The sequence below is a fragment of the Plebeiibacterium marinum genome (assembly GCF_026013615.1).
GTDB lineage: Bacteria > Bacteroidota > Bacteroidia > Bacteroidales > Marinilabiliaceae > Saccharicrinis > Saccharicrinis marinus_A.
Genome location: NZ_JAPDPI010000014.1, coordinates 21,511 through 43,282 on the forward strand (window position 1 = coordinate 21,511; position 21,772 = coordinate 43,282).

Here is a 21,772-nt window from a genome sequence, read left to right on the forward strand (position 1 = left end):
CTCTTTTATAATCGCCTTTTGGAATACAATTAAAAAGGCTGTCTGAAAAATAAATACTATTTAAATTCAGACAGCCCTAAACCTCAATGAACAAAAATTCTATGTCTCTTTCTATTCAATTTTATCTTCATCTGCGACAGCATCTTCCCAATTTTCCCATTTTGGAACAGAAGGGTCATAACCGTCATATCCAAAATTTTGACTAAGTACCCCTTTATTATTTGCAGTAATTGCTGATTGAGGTATTGGCCAATATAAATTACGCTTATCCATCATAAAGTTAAACGTTGCAGGTGCAACACTTATAGGTCCATTATTATAAAAATTATAATTAATAACGCGCTGATACCAATAACTACCTCCAGCCCTATCGGTTCCTGTTTGTTTATCAAAATTATCCAGACTATAAGTTTTACCCCACTCATCAGGCTTACCACTACGTGCCAAACAAAGAGATATACGGCTCAACTCAACATTACGCCATTCCTCCAGGTACAGTTCGCGGGCTCTTTCATTTACAATATCCCCAATTGTAACACTACCTTCATAAAATTCAGATGCTTGTGCCCTCTGTCTTAAAATATTTAGATCATCTTTAATAGTAAGGTCATTTTCATTTTGGTAATATTTTGCTTCTGCTCTTAACAAATACGCTTCGGCAAGTCTATAAAGATACCAGGATGCATCATCACCACTATTAATTGCCCCTCTAAAATTATTGGAATTCATATCTGCCTCACTTACCCTATCTTCAGTATATAATTTATAATGAGGATAGTCAAACCAATAGCGAAGCGTATCAGCACATAGTAAATTGCCATTATTCGGATCATACATCATAATATTTTGGCCATAATAGGATGATGATGGGTCATTATACTTCATATTAGTCATTAACCACCAGTTGCCAACTTCACTGTTGTGCCTCAAGTCCTGAGTATCTTCCGTTCCATCTCCGTTAATATCCCATAATCCGTGAGTAGACCAATAAGAAGGTCGATGGGTAGTGACACCACGGCCAATAGCTCTGGCATAATCATATTGCGGATTATAATCAGGATGGTTACGCGAATAATTATTGATTCTTTTACCATCAGGTGATAAGAAGTTATTTCTGGACGCCCAGAAAGGACCAAAGATACGCAAAGTAGGAAATCTTAAAAATGACTCATTACTCGAACCACTGTTTGCCATTCCCATTATAACCTCAGTATTTGCTCCGATAAGTTTGTTTTCCGGACGATGTAAATCCCAGATAACATTGCGCGTAATTGGCAAAGTTTGAGGTTCTCCTCCATCATTAAAAGTTCCAAATGGTTCTGTCATCAAGGAATATCCTGATTCATTAATTAAGATATCGGTTTGTGATTGTGCTTTAGCATATTCTCCAATTGCCAAATAACACTTAGCCAGAAGCATTCTACAAGCACCTTTGTTCACCATGCCTACCAACTCCATATCCTTTTGCTCAGGAACCCATTGCACGGCAAACTCCATATCCTTAGTAATCATTTCCAAAATTGCGTCCCTTTTTGTACTTCTGTAGTTTTGTTTAGGAACCTCTAAAATTTTTGTAATAAGTGGAACGTCACCAAATTGATTTACCAATGCCATATAACGAAATGCTCTATGAAAATAAGCTCTTCCTTTATAAGCATTTTTTGTATCCTCATCCAGACTTTCCACCTTGTCTACAAACTGAATAATTGTATTTGCATATTTGATTCCGTTATATGTTTCATCCCAGAAATAAAGAATACTGTTTGGAAATTCGTTTGTAAACAATCCACTGTTGGGAGTAAGCAAGTGAGCATAATCATCAATCCCTTCTCTCTTTTTATCGGTACACCCGGCTACCATCAGGTCCGAAAAATTATACTCTGTACCGATATAAGGAACTTCTTCTCTTCCTCCATCTGCGGTAAAGTATATCCTTAGGTGCCTGTCACAAATAGCTAATGCTGATAATAAACCCGACTCTGTACTAAACGTTGCTGTAGGTTCATAAAACGACAGTGGATCTGGTTCCAAAAACTCTTCAGAACAACTGTTCATCATCATTACATTGCCAATAATCATTATCAGTACAGGTACTGATAACATACTACGCTTTATTTTTTGATATATATATTTCATACCTGTATTCAATTAAAAAGTCATGTTAAGTCCTAAAGTATATATACGAGTGGCTAAGCCTCCTGTTTCCGGATCTCCATATTCCCACTCTTTATTCCAAACCGCTACATTTCGTACCGTTCCATATACCTTTAATTTTTTCACATCAAATCTTTCTGTCCATCTTGCAGGGATGGTATAGCCAAGTGAAATATTTTCAAGCCTGATAAACGAACGGTCGTAAAGTTTTCCCGGAGCAGTAGCGCCAACTGGTCCCACAGCTTCAATTCTGCCATATTCATTGGTTGGATTATCAATAGTCCAGTAATCTTTCTTGAAAACGTTTCTGCCAAACGAAACTACACCTCCCAAGTCATCATTATTCAGGTATTCCCATGACAAGCTTTTATGTCCCATATAGGAGTAGATGTTAAACGAGAAGCTAAGCGATTTCCAGAACAGAAAATCATTACGTAACGACCAGTGAATCGGAGGAGACGTTTGTCCTAAAAATTCTTTGTCCTTATCATTATACACCGGAGTAGTGCTTCCATCCTCATTAACAATATCGTCGGCAGTATAATTATTTGCCACTTTTGGATCCCCTGGACGCTGTCCGTAACGTGCAGCTTCCTCAACCTCATCTACCTGCCAAATACCTGTAACACGATAATTCCATATTTCACTAACAGCCTTACCAATAAACCAGCCATTGCTAATATCATCCATCTCCTTCGATCCAATAACATTTCCGGCATTATCGAGCACATCTTCGTTTTCGTAATACAGGTGCTTGATTTCGTTCTTGTTATAGGAGAAACCAAAAGTAGTATTCCACTCCCACTGGTCATTCTTTACATTTTGTGTGTTCAACGAAATCTCAATCCCCTTGTTTTCTACCTGTCCCAGGTTTGTTGTAATTGAAGAAAAACCTGTGAAAGTTGGCAAACGCTGATTCATGATCATATCACGCGTGCTCATATTATAATACTCCAAAGAACCTGTGATTTTATTATCAAGAAAGCCAAAATCAAGACCAATATTCATTGACTCGGTTTTTTCCCATTCCAAATTTGGGTTTGCCATCCGCTGTACCATCAGGTAACGATACTGATCCAGTTGACCTGAGGCGTTAATGTAACCCTGAGTCTTTCCTCCACCTTCATAAAGGTTAGCTAATGATACATATGGATCACGAAGTGAACGGTTTCCGTTTTTACCGTACGATAGTCGAAGTTTACCCATACTCATAGGCTCCCAGTTAAAAAAGTTCTCATCAGTAAAAGACCATGCTAAAGCCACAGATGGAAACGTTGCATAAGGATTGGAAGCACCAAAAGCTGAATATCCATCACGACGGATCGAAGCTGTTAACATATAACGGTTATTATAGGAATAAAATAACCTGGCCAACAATGCATCTGCCGATTGGTGAGTATCAGTTGTTGAAAATGAACTTTCTTCCTTGGTTCCGTTTTGGGTATTATGAAACCCAAGAGCATCAGAAGGCTGGATATTTCGAGAGTTTATAACATCGCTCCAATACTTTCTATCTTCAGCTTCCTGAACCAAAGTAACATTTACATGGTGCAAATCATCAAAGGTATAATCCCAGGTAACGGTATTGTTAAGCGACCAATCGAAATTTTTTGATTGCTGACGGTTTACACCTCTGGATGCAGGATTGGAACCTGGCAAATCTGCTGACATAAAATAACGGTCATAAAACCATTGAAGACGAGGAGATGCATTAAACGAATAAGTAATGTTCAATGGTAATTTCACTTTAGCAGTAAGGATTGTATTTAATACGGTATATCCTTTTTCAAGTTCTAAATACTGCTTGTCAAAGTCATAATTATATCCCCTTTGGCTGGCACCTATTCCCATTGGATACTGTACGGGATTACCCTCCTCATCAGCATAGTCAGAAAACGGACTATTCTTTAATTGTTCATCTATGTTTTCTGAAATGTTACCATCGCTACGGTTTTGGAAGTTAACATTTGCACCAACTTCAAACCAGTCCGTTACTTTGGCATTAATTTTCATATTACTTCGAACGGCATTGTAATCGTCTCCTAACTGAACCCCTTCATTTTTAAGGTATCCCATGGAGAAGTAATAATTTACTTTATCACCTGCGCCACTAATACTGGCATTATAATCCTGATTAAAGCCCAAACGAAAGCTGTGATCGTACCAATCAAAGGTTTTTCCCTGAAGGAAATTATCATAAGTTGTAAAGTCTAAGCCAAGGCGCTTTGCCCATATGCTCATATCTGACTCACCTTCCTGATTCGTAGTGTAGTTTCTCCAATTTTCGAGTGATACACCTGAAGGCAACTTATTGGGATTACTAAAATATCCATTGCCATAATCTCCTCGTTGATACGCTTCATAGGCACCCGTTTCAGAGTTTACTGCATAGGTTTCTCTTGTTTCATAAAAATCCTGACGGTGTTGCAGGTATCCTTCCGGTCCAAACACTTTGCGATACGCACTTTTTTGTGAAAACCCAACATTGGTGGTAAAATTGACCTGTGGTTTACCATGTTTACCCTTTTTTGTGGTAATGATTACTACTCCATTGGCCGCCTTGGCTCCATAAACAGCTGCCGCCGAAGCATCTTTCAACACATCTATCTGACCAATATCATCAGGGTTTATTTCGGATAGTTCACCATAAAATATCATTCCATCCAATACAATTAAAGGGTTATTGTGCCCCCCATCTGTATACACTGAGCGCTGACCCCGAATTTCCATTGAACCACCGCCTTTGGCTGATGCATCCATTCCTACACGGAGCCCTGGAGTACCACGCAAAATATCCTGAACTGTTTTAGGATTTTCTTCCGCTATTTTATCGGGACGAATTTGTGTGATTGAGCCGGTCAAATCTTTTTTCCTCATGGTTCCATAACCAACAGCCACAATCTCATCAAGACCAATGGATTCCCCTTCCATTATAACTGTTAAAGTGGATTGATTTCCCAAAATTATTTCCTGGGTCTTCATCCCTATAAAAGAAAAAACAAGTATTCCGTCGCCGGCAATTCCTTCAAGGAAAAAATCACCATTGATATCGGTTATCGTACCTATTGTAGTATCTTTTAGCCTGATAGATACACCAGGAATAGGCTCACCGTTTGTATCTGTTACCTTTCCTGTTACTTTTTGTTGAAGTACAGTGCCTGCACTTCCCTCGGCCGGAGAAAGCACGATCAGGTCATTATCCAGGATTTTATATTTAATACCTTCTTTATCAAACATTATCGACAATATTTCTTCCACTGTGTTGTTGTCGGAAAAAATACTGACCCTTCTCTCCACGTCCAATTGTTCCCTTTGGTAAAAGAAACGGTAATTACTGTTGCTCTCTATTTCACGGAGAACATCCAAAACCTGCTTTTCTTTCATTTCGAATGAAAAGCGGGTAGTTTGCGAATAACTGTTTGCTGATATTTGCAAAAAACAAATAAACAACCCAATAAATGTCAACTTCATTTTAAATAATAAGTTTTGACAAGATCCAATATCATTGAATCCAAACAATAAATTTTTTTTCATAAATTTACGCTGTTAAAATGTTTGTACTATTGGTGCCATGCACCTTTGGTTTATAAACTAAATTTCAACGGTAGGATATGGCGGTATCTTACCGTTTTTTTTTCTTACATAGGCAATTATCTTTTATTATGGTTAACTAATTCCTTTTAATATGTATCTCCTGGTCTTTCACTTCAAATTCAATGGGGAGCGTTTCTTTTAATATGTCCATTACTTCTTTGATGGTTTCATTCCTGAAAATACCATCATAATGCAAGCCCAGTAATGATTGATCATCGATATAAATATCCACTCCATACTTCCGTTCCAGCAAAACAATAAGCTCTTGTAACGACATGTCGACAAAAATCAGCTTGTTTTCTTTCCAGGCACTATACCTTTCTGTTTCCACCTTTTTTATCCTGATACTATTGTCTGCCTTATTAAAAACCAATTGTTCACCAGGCTCTAAAACCTGCGGTTCTTTTAACCTGAATTTTCCACCGGAAGTAATCTTAACTAAGCCTTCTTCCAGGGTGGTTGACACGAGGTTGTCGTCGGCATAGGCTTTTACATTGAATTCGGTTCCCAGCACATTCACATCATAAAAAGGGGTATGTACCACAAATTTCCTTTTTTGATCCTTTTCTACATCAAACCAGGCTTCCCCCTGGAGATACACTTCCCTGATGCCCCGCTGGTTATAACTGTATTTTAAAACTGACCCCCCATTTAAATAAACAATCGTACTGTCGGGCAATACCATTTGCGATATGGATCCTTTGGGCGACATGGTAGTATAGTATACCGGATCCTGGTTAAAATAATGTATTGATAAAACACCTATAAATACCCCCACAATCAATACGGCTGCAATACGGGAAAAACCGATTATTAATTTTTTTGTTCTTGAAGCTTTTTTACTATTTCCCCTCAAATTAATCTGGTGGTGGATCGAGTCCAGTATTTCGTTTAGTTCATGTTTCTTGGCCACACTCCCAAGCGCAACTTTTTCACTATTCCATAAGTTAAAAAGCTCATTTCGAATAGTCAGGTTGTTGCCAGGCTCTTCAAATAATCCAATTGCCTGCTCCATGCCTGCTTCATCAGAGGTACCTATGGCGTAGTCTGTAATTATTTTTGATATATCTTGTTCTTTCTTCATTATCTATAATGTAATAATAATCCACCAAACTTGTACTAGTATAAAGAAACAAGTTTGCTGTACTATAAGTTGATAGCAAAAAAAGATTTAACCTTACAAGCACTCCACTTTTTGCTATACTCTATAACTAATACGGAGACTTGGTGGTTACCCCCCAAAAGAATTATGAAAAAAGAGCAATAAAAAGTAGTATGGCTATAAAATCCTTGCTCAAACGACTACGTAAATACTTTAATGACAGTCCAATCTGGTTTTCTACAGTTTTTTCTGAGATGCTTAATTTTTCTGCTATTTCTTTATGAGAAAGCCCTTCTTCGCGACTCAACAGAAAAATCTGTTTTCTCTTTTCCGGAAGTTCTTCTAAAACCGATCCAATTTTATCTTTTATGATATCATAATCAATATTGGATTCAAATTCGGTTACTGCAGACTGAAAATGATGAGCCAAAAATTCCTGGTACTTTTTATCCTTCAGGCGATTTCTTAGTTGATCAATTATCAGGTTATAGGAGATTTTAAAGAGGTAGGATTTAAATGATTTGGTAGTATCAATCTGATGCTTTTTCTCCCACAAACGAATAAAGGTTTCCTGAATTATTTCTTTGCAATCTTCATGATTTTTTAAAAATGAATAGGCGAAATTATATAGTTTTTCACTATATCTGTGATATAATGAATCAAAAGCTTCAATATTATTATTTTTGAGCTGTAACACTAAACCAGCATCACTATCGCTTGTTTGAGCTTTCATATTTCTCTGTATTCATTTAATTGCAAAAGATTTTGGCAGCTATAAATCCTTTGTTGCAAAATTCAAAAAACATTTAAAAATGCAAATATTTCTTAATTTTTTTAATTATACAAACATTAATGTCCGGTAAAAATATTTAAAACTCAATATTGTTTTATATCAGAGCTGCACATTACTGTTGTATAAAAAACACCAACAACAAATTAGCATATCCCCGCTTGTATACCACCAGTTATAGGTCTGTACTTCGCACCCATAGGGCCATAGCCATCAGGCTAATGCTTTATATTAATTATAATCATTTGTATATCTGAAAGCTATGCCCATAGGGAGACCAACCTGCATTATCCTTTGTATCTGTTTGAAATTATATGATAAATAATAGCTTAGTGCAACTTTATTTGATTTTGTTTTGCCCTCCTATGGTATGACCAGGATATGACGACGTACTTACTATGTTTTTACTATGCCTGTTTTATGGTCTTTCTTCGGTTCCTTAGAAGCAATGCCGAAGCAAAGAACAATCAAAGAATGTGCATAGTCAACACAACCACAATACAACCTCAATACAAAGAAATAGCAATGACTATGCATAGAAATAGCAATGACTATGCATAGAAATAGCAAAGCCATAGCATAGAAATGCAAAGCCTATGCAAAGAAATGTCATAAAAACACCGAAAAACGACAAAACCGTGAATGTTTATGGCCAAAAACGCGATTTTGATGAATATTTTTGTCGTTTTTTGCGATTTTCGTGAATATCGGCTTTTTTTTAGAGATTTCCAGCTCAAACTTGATTTCACCCAAAAATAGTTCTACCTCATAAACAATATGTTACAAGCAAAAATAGTTACTGTAAAATTATAGTAATTTTATTGTATACCTTTTTATAATAATACTTCGTTATTTTTTTTATAAATGTTAGATTATGAGACATTTAATAAAATCAATTTAAGTTAGGTGAAAATCTGATTTTAAGCATCTTGCAAATAAGTCTCTTATCTCTTATCTAAAATCTAACGATCTGTTATATAATAAAAAAAGGTTGTTTCCATCACTGAAAACAACCTTTAATGCTATATCCAAATATATATTAGTCTACGCCATAAAAGCAATTAGTAAACCATAAATACATGGTTAACAGGATTGATCACAAACTCAAATTCATAATCCTGGTAAGGAATCCTGTATTCTGGTCGTGGCAATGCTCCCCAACTGGTTACACAACCCAAGCCCATTTGTTTCTGGTCGATACAAATGGTAACGTAATCGCTCTTTGCTACCTGTGGTGTATGTCTTTGGTCTTTTTCTTTTCCATCGTCTAACGATTCAACGGTGTAATTCAAGGCCGACATAGAAATGGCTGCATCAGACTTAAAGCAGATCCCCGATCCTGAAACATCTACTTGTTTCCACCACCTCACATCTGTTTTTGTACCTGTTTCTTGCGGACGGATATATGAATATGGCTGGTCATCTACCTTTTGCTGGTACAAGCCAATAAACTCTGAATCCTTCCTGTCGATGTAGTTCTCGCCAGGCCCACGTCCATAATAAGTAATGATACCATACTGCTGTGGCATTTCCAGTTTCATACCAAAACGGAACATTTCAGATACTTTGGCATTGGCATCTGCTTTTAATTGCTGCTTAACTTTTACCGCACCCTTGTTGTTAACCACGTAGCTTAACACCAATTTGGCAGAAACCTCAGGCATATCATATTCGGCAGTAATTTCAGCCAAACCATCTTTGTTTATCTCACCCTTTAGCGATTTCAGGTCCATTTTCGGATTTTTCCAAACGCCATACTTATGCTGAAGTTTAGCCCCATAATCATTATCGGTAGGTGCTCTCCAGAAATTTGGTTTTAATTCTGCTCCTTCATTAAGTATAGCTTTTCCTTCAACCAGGTAGCGACATAAAAATCCTGAATGACGGTTAAAATCAATCTGGAAATCCTCGCCTGTAACCAATAGATAGTTCACATCGTTTTCAACAAGTTTTGGAGTGGCTACTTTTTGGTTTACGTATTTTTTGTTGGCCAATTGCAGGGCCTTAAATTCATAATCCTTAACAACCAATTGCTGACGTGCCAATGTTGATCCTGCAGATACCAACTGCTCTTCTTTTTTCAGTTTGTAAGCTACATTGATAAACACTTCTTTTGCAGAACATTCTTCAGGAAGTTGAAGGTTTAGGTTTATTGTAGCTTTCTGCTGCGGAGCAACATCCAAATCATTTACAATACCGGTTTTAAGTACCTTTCCATCGGCAACCAGCTCCCATTGCAAATAAAAATCTGAAAGATCCCTAAAGAAATATTCATTGAAAATTTCAATAGTTCCTTTTTTCACGTCAATTGTTTTTGTCCAGATAGACTGGTAATAATAGCCCACCTCGTAGTAATGAGGGTTTGGCTTACGGTCGGGACTGATCAATCCGTTATCAAGGAAGTTGTTATCTGAGGCATCATATGGGTTGAAGTCGCCTCCATAGCCATAAATAGAAATACCGTTGTTATCTTTCCAATGGATAGACTGGTCAACAAAGTCCCAGATAAAACCTCCCTGGTACATTGGATACTTACGGATCAGATCCCAGTATTCTTTGAATCCACCTTGTGAGTTACCCATCGCATGGGCGTATTCGCACTGAATAAGAGGTTTTGTTTTATCAGTTGCCTGTCCATATTCTTCACTGCGCTTGTAGTCGTAGTACATTGGGCAGAAGATGTCTGTAAAATCGTTTTGGCGTGCCTGCTCATATTGAACCAAACGGGAAGAATCATAATTCTTGATCCATTTATAGCACTCCTCAAAGTTTTGACCAAACCCGGCTTCATTACCCATAGACCAGATAATAACTGCAGGGTGGTTATAGTTACGCAACACATTGCGCTGGTTGCGTTCCATATGTGCTTTGGCAAACTTTACATTTTTTGCCAGTGTAGCATCACCATATCCCATTCCATGCGATTCGATATTAGCTTCCGCAACCACATACAATCCGTATTCATCGCACAGGTCGTACCACTGTTTATCATTAGGATAATGACAGGTTCTTACCGCATTTACATTGAATTTCTTCATCATCAGGATATCCTGGATCATCCTTTCTCTGGAAACCACATAACCTCCATCGGGATCCAGTTCGTGGCGGTTAACACCTTTGATCAGGATAGCTTTTCCGTTAACGCATAACTGGTTGTTGATTTTTTCAACTTTACGGAAACCAACTTTAACAGGGATTACCTCTAGTACTTTGCTTCCTTGCTTTACAACAGCAGTCACTTTATAAAGATTTGGGGTTTCAGCTGTCCATTTCAAAGGATTAGCTACGTCCATGCCTACAGTAATCTTACCCGAACCTGATGCTTGTTTTTCAGCTACCGTTTTACCTTCCGCATCAGATAAAGTAATCTTTACACTTGCTTTACCGCTTAAATCAAGAGCAACTTTTAACGATCCATCTTTATAATCCTCATCTAAATCAGGAGTAACCTTTATATCTTTAACATGAGTTTTGTTACGGGCATATAAATAGCAATCCCTGCTTACGCCACTGTATCTCCAAAAGTCCTGGTCCTCAAGGTATGATCCATCGCACCAGCGAAACACCTGGAAGGCAATCAGGTTTTTACCCGGCTTCAAAAACTTTGTCAGGTTAAACTCAGCCTCAAGCTTGCTGTCTTCACTATACCCAACGTATTTCCCATTAACGTATAAAGATATATTTGAAGTTACAGATCCAAAGTGGGCCACAATGTCCTTACCACTCCATGTTGCAGGAACTGTAATTTCTTTACGATATGTACCTACATGGTTATTTTCTTCAGGAACGATGGGCGGGTTGTTTTTATACTGACTTCTCCAGGCATAACCAATGTTTACATATTGGGGATCGCCATAGCCGTTTAGTTCCCATACTCCGGGAACCGGCATCTTACCCCAATCCTGATCGTTATATCCTACTTTGTAATAATCAGTTGGGCGTTGCCAGGCATTTTTAACCCAGTTAAAATTCCATGTTCCGTTTAAACTCAAATAGTTTTCTGATGATTTTTGACAACCGTTTGCAGCGGTTTCGGACTCATAGGCAAAAAACGAACTGTGCATATCAGCCCTGTTAATTGCGTTTACATTAGGATCCTGCCATTTCTGAGCAAAAAGACCCGGCCCTAACAAAATCAGGGCTCCAAAAAATATCTTCTTAATCATTTTAAGTTTGTTTAATATAGATCGCCAGATAATAGATATCTGAACGAAATACTGTATTAAAAAATTCAATTTTTCCTGCTAAAGATAATTTCTATATATAAGATATACTATTAAAATTAATTCATATTACATGACAAAACGACCAAATATGAGTAAAATAGTCTATATACAGTATCTGCAAGAAAACATCTGTTTTGTAGTGAAACCCTCTCGCTCACCTCTCGTCCCCTAAAGGGGAAGTCTCTCGCACAGTGTGGGTTGAGACTCTCCCTTTAGGGAGTTGGAGGGTGCGGGTTGGGATAAAATCGAGTTTTTTGCAAGCACTATATAATGGTTTTTGAGTTATATCACTTAAAAAAAAATCCTTTTTATCGAGATAATTATTATTTGCTCAAGCCGCAAGGGCTTTTACTTTTTTTCTACAGTCAAAAAAAGTAAACAAAAAAGTCCGCCGACTACACCACTCGCTTACCCACTATTTTCTTTATTTTGAGACAGAAAGAACTCCCTGCGGTCAAACAGCTTTCTGTCTTTTCAAAATTAAAGAAAAGTGGGTCCCAAGCTGCGTTGCTGATGTCGAAATCCCGACCTGAAAAAACTCTTTATTTTATAACAATTTCCCTGTATAAGACGCACATATTCGCTTAAAAGAATAGCATTGTTCTATTCATTCATACCCCATCCATATTGAATCCAATACAAACCTGATTCATTGGTTGTATATAAGTTGAATGTGTTTGAATCGTATTCCTGAATACTGTACCAGTCGCCATGTCTGTATCCAGGCCAGTACACACTTTGAATATTGTTTTCATTAAAAACGGTTGCAGAGGCTTGTATGTAGTCTATTTCATTGTCGCCCTGGGTTGCGGTTGAATAATCTTTACCCTGTGTCATTGTCGCGCCAAATTCAGTAACCACAGTTCGTGATGCATAGGCACCTACCCTTCTTAGCCAATCATTTCGCCACTCTTCGGCCGTCCTGTTGGTCCAGAATGCGTAATTATGAAGTGACAGCAAACAACCTTCGAAACGGCTATCAGCACCCACGCCAGTTACATCCTCAGAATATCCTTTACCACCTAACAGAATCCTTCCCTGGGGAATTTCCGGATACCTTTGAAGCCATGAGGCATACAAATCTGTAAGTTGGTATAAAGCATAGCCATGTGGCTCATTCATTACTTCAAAATACACTCCGGGGTTTTCTCCATAATCTTCAATAATGTCATCCCACATTTCCCAAAACTCAGGCAAATCATCCACCTTTCCATCACGAGAACTATCAGCTTCCCAATAAGCCAGTATCACCCTCATTCCTTTCGTTATGGCTTTATCCACAACTCCTTTATAGCCATTCCACCATGTGCTGCTCACTGTAGCATGGTTTACAGGCAGCCTTAATGTATTGGCTGACATGTTTTCGATAAATCCCCTGATGATTGGCTGGGCATCCGACTGCACCATAAAATAGGAGTCACCAAGTGTTAATCCACTCAAAACCAACTGACCATCAACAAAATTATCCCGCTCATCGGCCCAGTTTACACCCCTGATAGGTTCTGTAAAATCAATATTTGCCCAGGGATCTTCCTGTTCTTCCTCTTCTTCTATTATAACATCTTCTTTATCTTCTTTTGAACACCCCGCTATCAACAAGGATAAGAACAAAAAACTCAGAATATATTTCTTCATGCGTTTAAAATTTATAGTTAATTCTATTTATATAAGACAAATGTTTGAACCGACCTCTTTCCAACTACGATATTATCCACAGGTACAGTGGATTTTGTCAGATTTTTGTCTTCTGAGGTTACATATACCGTTACCTCATCATCATCCAGATCGTTTTCCTCACAGAAACTCTCAAACGACAGCTTTTTATCTTCCATAGAATAATTGACCACGACAAAAACATACTCCCCTTTCTTACTGTCTTCATATGCGGTTACCATCAGGTTATCCATTTGTTTTTCCAAAGGTTGCTTATCACTAAGCCATGCCTCAATCCTAACCATGCCGGGGCGAACAAAACGAGAGTAATTACCCATTACCCATAATAGCTTCGAATCCCTCACAAATCCATCTTCCTGCAAAAGCTGTTCATCTTCTTTACTCTGTATTCCTGACTGTCCCCTGTCGATATACACCAAACCATCTTTATAGTCCACTGGCGACACTGATGTCCACCAGCTCCACACTGCAGCATCGGCAATTGCCAAATCGGCATGAATAACCCTGGCAACGTACAAAGCCGTAGCCATTCCCAGATCACGATGATTACCACCGCCTATATCTTTATGGTCTTCAAGGATACAATATTCACTCTGCCAAAAATCCAATCCGTTGCCCATTGACTGGATATGCTCTTTTAACCTTTGGCGTACCTGTATAAGGGTATCATTGTTATTGGTTGTAAAATAGCTATGCCCCATGGCCGATTTTCTAACCTCTGGCAGGTTGCCCAGATACAAAGCGGAAGTGTCATTAAAAAAAGCTTCCAGCTGGTTATCCCTTTCCGGATACCTTCCTGTTTCGCTTAAAAACTGTAACTGAGCCGCTTCAGGGATCACCAATTCAGCATTTAAACCATTTTCCTTAATTTTGGGTGCAAGAATTCTGATCAACTTAGCAATATCCTCATTACGTGCCGGAGATCCTTCTTGAGTAGCCGGAGCTTTCCAGTCCCACTGAGGTTCGTTAAAAGGGCTCAGGTAATCAAATTCGAGCCCTGTTTCTTTAAAATGGGCAGCTACCTTAATCAGGAAATTGGCATACCCTTCATAATACTTATCCTGAAGGTTATATTTGATTCCTCCGGGAGACCATCCCTTGTGGTTATTTGTAAAATATACCGGGGCCGAGTTGTTAAAAGCCAATAGCTTTTCAACGCCCATCTCTTTGGCAGCTTTTAAAAACCACTGCTGCCCCATTTGCTTATCCCAATTGTAAGTCCCATCAGCATTCATAAAGCATTCTGCACGCCTCCATGGATTTGGGATGTCACTTTTTTCTCCCTGCTCAGCTGTTCCGCCCCCAATATTAAACCGCCATTGCGACAAGCCTATCCCTTTTGGATTACCCTGGCTATCGACCTCTTTGCTAAACAACAAGCGGGCAATCTCTTCCCGTTTCTTTTCAGGCCAATTTTCTCCAACAAACTGAAGTGTCCAACAGTCTGAGGCTCCAAAGCCTTCCATCAACTGGTGCCGCTCTTTTATATTAGCACAGACCTCTACAATTCCCTCCTTACTATCATTGCTCTTTTTGTTATTGCTACAAGACAAAAGCAGTGATAGCAATAGGGTTATCATACCTAAAATCGTTGTTTTCTTCATAATTACCGGAGCTAATAAGCCTTCGTTTTTTTGTTTATATATAAATAAGGGGTTGCCTCAAAATGTATTGTTTAGTCCCTGCAAGAAAACTCCTGTTTTATAGTTAACCCCATCGCTCACCCCTCGTCCCCTGAAGGGGAAGCCTCTCGCACACTGTGGGTTGAGACTCTCCCTTTAGAGCCTGTCCCGAACTTGTATTCGGGAGAGTTGGAGGGTGCGGGTTGGGAAAAACTCGAGTTTTCTTGCAAGTTCTATTATTTTTAAACTTTTGAGATAAACCTAGTTAAGCCGGCTATAAAAGCCGGCTTGTATTTTTTAATAATTTGGATTTTGATACAGGAATCCATTACTTCTGTCAATTTCAGCCTGTGGGAAAGGCCATAACTCATGGCGTCCTTCTACAAACTGAATACCCTTATCCTGCGATTCACTTGGGTGAATTGTTTCATAAGGATCTGTACTTTCGTTTAGGTTATACTGAACAAAGTACCCATTTGGCCCCATGGCTTCAGCAATCATTGCTTTGCCCGATACAGGGTCAATCTCTCTTCGTAAATCGAATAACCTTAAACCTTCCGAAGCCATTTCCAGTCTTCTTTCTTTCCAAATGGCGTATAATAAGTCGTTACCACTTAAATCATTTTTATCACCTAATTCTACACGAGCCCTTAAAAATGCAATATCGCTTTTTGCCTGACCTTCGTTGTTGTTGAAGTAAGCAGCTTCAGCTCTTGTTAAATACATTTCACCAAGGCGTAAAAGAATTTTTGGAAGTGGAATATGGCGGTCTTTTGTTGTCAATTCCCTTCTCATGGCAATAGGCACATAGTATTTTCTCCATACCCTACCCGACTTGTTGATGTCTGGATTAAACTGATAATTTGGATTCTCTTCCTCATCACCATACACAGCATCACCAATAGTAATAATGGTACTTTTTCTTCTGATTTCATCACCTTCTGAAAGGTAAGCTTGTTCAAGATGAGAAGAAGGAACACACCATCCCCATCCATCCATAATCTTATCCTCTTCACCTTCAGGCCAGGTTTCGCCACGGGCACCCATTACAACAGAAAAACGGTTACCCACATAGTACTGCTGATCCTGGTTTACCTGGATTTCGAAAATAGATTCCACTCCATTGTGGTTGTACACGCTCCAGATGTTAACAAATTCCGGCTCAAGCGAATAAGGTCCTTCTTCAATAACCTCATTAGCATACGCATAGGCATTTGTATAATCTTTCATATAAAGATAAGTCCTGGCCAACAAGGCTTTACATGCCCATTTGGTAACACGTCCTAAATCTTCTGAATCATAACTTCCTGGCAATACAGCCTCCGCTTCTTGTAAATCCTTAACAATTTGAGCATATACTTCAGCCTTTGCTGTACGTTGTTTGTTTAAATCAGATGTACCCTGAGGTTCCAATACCAACACCACATCACCAAAGTTCTGCACCAGTTCCCAATAGTTAAAAGCCCTGAAAAATTTAGCTTCCGAAACCAAACGATTTTTTATATCCTCAGGAATATTTGCGTCTGCAATTCGATGAATAGCTGTATTACACGAGCCAATGTTAAGATACTTCATGTAATAATAGTCTGTTAACGAGCTCGGAATATTTGTTGGGTCAACAAAATAATGAGCTAAGGCATAGTGCTTAGATGGATCCTGCTGAAGGTTACCCATCCAGGCGTCATCAGTACTCATCATATTGGATACATGCAAAATTTGCTGCCACCAATCATCCCAGCTTGCAAATCCTTTATATATGGAATTCACAAAACTCACACACTCTTCTTCCGACTGGAAATAATTATCTAAATTTTGCTGTCCCCGACTGTCTACTTCAATAAAATCTTCACATGATGCCATCAGTAACAACACCACTCCAAACATTATTGCTATTATATTTTTCTTCATAATTATTATTTTTTCGAATGAATGATGCGGTTTATTAAAAGTTAATATTAACACCAACTAAATAGGTAGGCAACACCGGATAGGTCCATCCACCAAATCCGAAGCTTAACACATCACCTGAAACTTCTGGCTCTACACCTGAATAGTTAGTCCATGTTGCAATATTCTGTCCAGACACATACACTCTACATTTGCTCATACCCATACGCTTAGAAATGTTTTGAGGTAAGGTATACCCCAACTGGATATTCTTTAACCTTAGGTATGAACCATCTTCAACATAAAAATCACTGAATTTGTCGTAGTTTTGGTTGTTATCCACATGAGAAACACGAGGAATGCTATTGCTGGTTCCTTCTCCATGCCAGGCATCGCTTAACAAACCACTAATCACATTACTTTCAGAAGCTGTTGTACTATATAAATCCTTCTTAATATCGTTAACCAACTCGTTTCCTACACTTGCATACAGGTTAGCAAGCAAATCAAATCCTTTATAGCCCACGCTTATATTTACACCACCTGTAAAATCAGGCCAAGGACTTCCAAGTTTTACCCTGTCATCTCCTGTTAGCTCTCCATCTCCATTAGTATCAACAAATCTGATATCACCAGGCTGTGCATAAGGCTGCAACAAATCTCCGGTATCATTAGAGTGCGAGTTCACATCAAATTGGTTTTGGAACAAACCATCTGTTTTATACCCAAAGAAGTATCCAGGCTCATCGCCCACAACAGTTTTAGTACGACTTCCATTACCATAAATAACAGGAGTAGTATATGGTAGCTTAGTAGCCTCAACCGAACTTGTCATTAAAGTAAAACCAACATCATATTTAAAATCTCCTGATTTTCCGTGATAATTCAATGCAATTTCAATACCTGAAGATTTCATTGAACCAATGTTGGACCAGATATAGCTCCAATCAGGAAACCCACTGTAATATTGATAAGGCATTCTAAATATCATATCCTTTGTATTTTTTCGATAGTACTCAAACGAACCCGTAATGGCATTATCAAAAAGCGTAAAGTCAGTACCAATATTTATATCTTCAACTGTCTCCCACTTAATGTCTTCATTCTTCATTTGCGCTGGTTCAGTAGCATTCACTACAGTTCCTTGTCCGTCTCCAAATACATAATAATTTTTTGCCAACTTTGATAGATAAGCGTCAGCTGGAAGGTTTTGATTACCTAATCTACCCCAACCTGCTCTTAATTTAATATCATCAACAAACGAAAGATTACTTAAGAAATTTTCATCTGAAATACGCCATGCCACAGATGCGGAAGGGAACCCTGCCCATTTATTGCTAGCTAAGAATTTTGAAGATCCGTCAACTCTATAGGTTGCTGTTAAATAATAACGGCTTTTATAGTTATATGAAAAACGCCCCAGAAAAGATTCGATTGACGACTCCCATTGATTACCGGTTATAAAATCGGTTCCTGTAGCTGCTACCAATTCCCTAAGCAATTCTGAGTTATTTGGTGCTCCTTCTTTGTTACCTTCGATATTTCGTCCGTAAGACTTTTCAAATGTAGCACCTCCCATTAATGAAGCATTGTGTCCACCTTTTTGAAGAGTATAAGTAGCTGTGTTTGTCCAGTTCCAATACCTGTTAAATTCATGATCCCGGAACACATAGTTGATATCCTGGTGTTCGTGAGCCCCATCAATAGTAAAATCAGGTATAAAATCATCCGTATGGTTAAACTTGAAATTGCCACTTAACTGAGTTTTAATTTCAAGGTTTTTAATAGGCTTATATGTAAGATACGAGCTTGATGTGATTGCATAATACCCTCCATCACCAAAGTTTCTGGCGTCACGTGCAATCGGGTTCCACACATATGTATAGTATGATCTTTGGAAAATACTGTATTGGTTAAGCCCAACTTGTTCTTCCTCTGGTCGGTAAATTGGAGAAATAGGATCCTGCAACAAGTAATCCTGGTACCACGATGGCGTATTATCCCAAAGCTCTCTCCTTGGGTTCATGCTTACTCCAAATGAAACTTTGTCTGAAAATTTCCAGTCAAGCGTTACCCTACCGGTAATCCTTTTCCAGTTGCCCGAATTATAAAATGATTCCTGATCAAAATAACTAAGGCTCACGGCATACTTATACTTCTCGTCACCTCCGGTAACTTGTAAAGATGCATTACGTTGTGGTGCATATTTATTTACACCTTCTCCCCACCAGTCTGTTCCTGAACCCAATGAAGCAGGATCGTCGAAGCGGGTACCTAGTCCTGCATTAACAAGCGATTGGTTCATAGTTGTGGCATACTCTTCAGCATTTGCCATGTCAAAAGGCTTGTTTAAAACCTGGATACCATAAGAAAAATCAGCAGAGAAAACAGGTTTTCCATCTGAACCCTTTTTGGTAGTAACCAAAATAACCCCGTTGGAAGCACGGCTACCATAAATTGCAGCTGCAGAAGCATCTTTTAGTACATCGACACTCTCAATTTCGCTGGAATTCAAAAAATTAAGGTTGTTACCCATTGGCACCCCGTCAACCACATATAGCGGATCTGTTGAAAGGCTGATAGAAGTAAAGCCCCTGATTAATACTTTAGGTGCAGCACCTGGTGATCCACCACCTGCAACCACCTGCAATCCCGGTGCTTTACCCTGAAGGGCCTGTACAGGATTACCTACACTCATAGCCTTCACTTCATCTCCCTGCACAGATGCAATGGAACTGGTCAGGTCCTTTCTTTTTGCCTTACCATAACCAATGGCAACCACTTCATTTAAAGAGATACTGGCTTCTTTTAAAATAATATCCAGATTGGTATTATTTCCGGTAATGACAATTTCTTTGGTATCAAAACCAATAAAACTGGCCACAACAACATCGTTTACGTTTGCATTGAGCATATAATGCCCGTCTATGTCGGTAATGGTACCTGTTGTAGTACCTTTAACAAGTATCGATACACCAGGCAACGATTCGCCGCTCTCCGTACTGACAACACCGCTAATTTTAACCTCTTGTCCAAAAATTGTCATCCCAATGAAAAACAAAAAGGAAAACAACCATATTATTTTTTTCATATGTTTAATATTTATTCATGAACTATATCCATTGCCTGATCAATTCCGGTAAAGGACTAAGTATAAAACCCATACCCCTTTACTGAAATTGATTTCAAGCAATAAAACTCTTTATAGTATCTAATCTACTTTTATAACCTTAGCCCTGTTCAAGTGACTATCAAAAATTACTCTGTAGGTAGTTCTTTCAGGAACTTCCATAGCCACATTATCACCTCCTTTTAAAACAGTTGCCTCAGGATCTACCTTTCTGTCAAACCTCCAGAAAGGCTCTGGCCACCATCCCCATGGATGCTCCGGTTGGAAAATAAACTCTACAGTTCCTTCCATATCGATTGTTTTATAGAAACGGTAGTTGTTTTCAGGATCCCTGTCAAAAGGAATTGAAGCCCATGTTGCCCAGCTCTGATCCGGATAATCCGGGAAGCCTTTTCCTACTAACCCAAGTTTTCCAACATACTCCGACTCAATATATGAATCATCGTTTGGATACTCCATTTTTGGCTCATAATACCAGGTATCAGGAGTATACTGTTCAACACTATAGGTTAATGCCTCTAAATCAACAGTAATTTTAAAGTATCCTTTAGCATCAAGAATAATAGGCAATGCATTTTCAGGATCGTTTATCAATTTAGTCTCATCATTAGGGTCAATACCATAACAATGCGGCGCAAAACTGGTAGTTTGAGGGATAAACTTAATTTCAGTCCCTGCAGCTTCGGAATAATACTTGGCCTCAAAATTATAAGGAGCTGTTTTAGTGATTAACATTGGTACACCAAACAAGTCTGATACCAGTTCAGCATCTGTTTTTACATCGGCAAGATAAAGTTTATCAAAGTCGAACGATGCCTTTACAATTCTATCAGCACTTACTACATTCCCTGCACTATCAGCTACAGTGAAAGAAAAATTGTATTCTCCCAACTGCGCAGGTAAAGTAGCTGTATATTGATATTCGTAATCCAGTTTCCCTGTGCCTTCAAAAGAAATACTGTCATAGTAATCTAAAGATGCTTCTTTAGCTACAAAATAACCAAGTTGACGAGCATCCGACAACAACACATGAATATCTACAGGAAGTTCTCCCTCAGGTGCCAGGGTTAAACCATTAACCGGTGACTTAACATCCAATACCGGGTTATCAAAATCACCATCCATAAAAACACTCAGCGTTTTTGTAACCTCAAGTCCACCAACATTAGTAATTGTTACATTAATATTGAACTCCTTATCTTGAGCGTCTTCAGGAATTTCAAAGGAATAATTTAAAGAATAACCTGTAATTAAATCCTCTCCTTTATATACCTGAATCGTTTTATCAAGATACCATTCATCAATATTGATTCTGATTTTATCAATTCCCAGTTCGTCGGTCACTTCACCTCCTATAACAAAAGTCCTTCCCGGCTCGCTATGTACTTCCTCTGAAGTTAAATTGAACTGTGGGCTTGAATCTGCCACCCATTGTTTTTCATTGTCACCATCGCATGATGATAATAAGAAAAAAGCAGCAATAAAAAACACTGCATATTTTCCTAACTTTAGTTTTCTTTTCATAACGTTTTTTAAAATCTGTTTAATTCCCTATTTGTAATTAAAGCGCTTACGAAGACAAAATAATCTCAT

The 21,772-nt window shown here is 38.4% G+C and carries 10 protein-coding genes; all 10 read right to left on the reverse strand.

Annotation, left to right across the window (positions count from 1 at the left end):
• Positions 1 to 111: 111 nt before the first annotated feature.
• Entirely contained in the window at positions 112 to 2,136 is a 2,025-nt protein-coding gene (locus tag OM074_RS08315) for a RagB/SusD family nutrient uptake outer membrane protein (protein WP_301199001.1), read from the reverse strand.
• Between the two features lie 12 nt (positions 2,137 to 2,148).
• A complete protein-coding gene (locus OM074_RS08320; protein ID WP_301199002.1) occupies positions 2,149 to 5,688 on the reverse strand; it encodes a SusC/RagA family TonB-linked outer membrane protein in 3,540 nt (1,179 codons plus the stop codon).
• 136 nt (positions 5,689 to 5,824) lie between these two features.
• Positions 5,825 to 6,832 carry a FecR family protein gene (locus OM074_RS08325; RefSeq protein ID WP_301199003.1) on the reverse strand — a complete coding sequence of 336 codons (1,008 nt, stop codon included), beginning with the start codon at positions 6,830 to 6,832 and terminating at the stop codon, positions 5,825 to 5,827.
• Between the two features lie 163 nt (positions 6,833 to 6,995).
• Positions 6,996 to 7,583 (reverse strand): RNA polymerase sigma factor, encoded by a 588-nt coding sequence (locus OM074_RS08330; RefSeq protein WP_301199004.1) that lies wholly within the window; start codon positions 7,581 to 7,583, stop codon positions 6,996 to 6,998.
• Between the two features lie 1,118 nt (positions 7,584 to 8,701).
• A complete protein-coding gene (gene lacZ / locus OM074_RS08335) occupies positions 8,702 to 11,806 on the reverse strand; it encodes a beta-galactosidase, LacZ type (protein ID WP_301199005.1) in 3,105 nt (1,034 codons plus the stop codon).
• Between the two features lie 663 nt (positions 11,807 to 12,469).
• Positions 12,470 to 13,501: a cellulase family glycosylhydrolase gene (locus OM074_RS08340; RefSeq protein WP_301199006.1), complete on the reverse strand. Its 1,032-nt coding sequence runs from the start codon at positions 13,499 to 13,501 to the stop codon at positions 12,470 to 12,472.
• Between the two features lie 23 nt (positions 13,502 to 13,524).
• Positions 13,525 to 15,144, reverse strand: coding sequence for a glycoside hydrolase (locus OM074_RS08345; protein ID WP_301199007.1), 1,620 nt, complete (start codon positions 15,142 to 15,144; stop codon positions 13,525 to 13,527).
• Between the two features lie 315 nt (positions 15,145 to 15,459).
• On the reverse strand, positions 15,460 to 17,070 hold the full coding sequence (locus OM074_RS08350) for a RagB/SusD family nutrient uptake outer membrane protein (protein ID WP_301199008.1): 1,611 nt from the start codon (positions 17,068 to 17,070) through the stop codon (positions 15,460 to 15,462).
• A 34-nt stretch (positions 17,071 to 17,104) separates the two neighbouring features.
• Entirely contained in the window at positions 17,105 to 20,140 is a 3,036-nt protein-coding gene (locus OM074_RS08355; RefSeq protein ID WP_301199009.1) for a SusC/RagA family TonB-linked outer membrane protein, read from the reverse strand.
• Between the two features lie 120 nt (positions 20,141 to 20,260).
• Positions 20,261 to 21,703 carry a cadherin repeat domain-containing protein gene (locus OM074_RS08360; RefSeq protein WP_301199010.1) on the reverse strand — a complete coding sequence of 481 codons (1,443 nt, stop codon included), beginning with the start codon at positions 21,701 to 21,703 and terminating at the stop codon, positions 20,261 to 20,263.
• Positions 21,704 to 21,772: the final 69 nt, after the last annotated feature.

Excerpts from the sequence above, each read along its gene's own strand:
- OM074_RS08315 (WP_301199001.1), bottom strand. The coding sequence starts at position 2,136 with ATGAAATATATATATCAAAAAATAAAGCGTAGTATGTTATCAGTACCT.
- OM074_RS08360 (WP_301199010.1), bottom strand. The coding sequence starts at position 21,703 with ATGAAAAGAAAACTAAAGTTAGGAAAATATGCAGTGTTTTTTATTGCT.
- OM074_RS08330 (WP_301199004.1), bottom strand. The coding sequence starts at position 7,583 with ATGAAAGCTCAAACAAGCGATAGTGATGCTGGTTTAGTGTTACAGCTC.
- OM074_RS08325 (WP_301199003.1), bottom strand. The coding sequence starts at position 6,832 with ATGAAGAAAGAACAAGATATATCAAAAATAATTACAGACTACGCCATA.
- lacZ (WP_301199005.1), bottom strand. The coding sequence starts at position 11,806 with ATGATTAAGAAGATATTTTTTGGAGCCCTGATTTTGTTAGGGCCGGGT.
- OM074_RS08345 (WP_301199007.1), bottom strand. The coding sequence starts at position 15,144 with ATGAAGAAAACAACGATTTTAGGTATGATAACCCTATTGCTATCACTG.
- OM074_RS08350 (WP_301199008.1), bottom strand. The coding sequence starts at position 17,070 with ATGAAGAAAAATATAATAGCAATAATGTTTGGAGTGGTGTTGTTACTG.
- OM074_RS08355 (WP_301199009.1), bottom strand. The coding sequence starts at position 20,140 with ATGAAAAAAATAATATGGTTGTTTTCCTTTTTGTTTTTCATTGGGATG.
- OM074_RS08320 (WP_301199002.1), bottom strand. The coding sequence starts at position 5,688 with ATGAAAAAAAATTTATTGTTTGGATTCAATGATATTGGATCTTGTCAA.
- OM074_RS08340 (WP_301199006.1), bottom strand. The coding sequence starts at position 13,501 with ATGAAGAAATATATTCTGAGTTTTTTGTTCTTATCCTTGTTGATAGCG.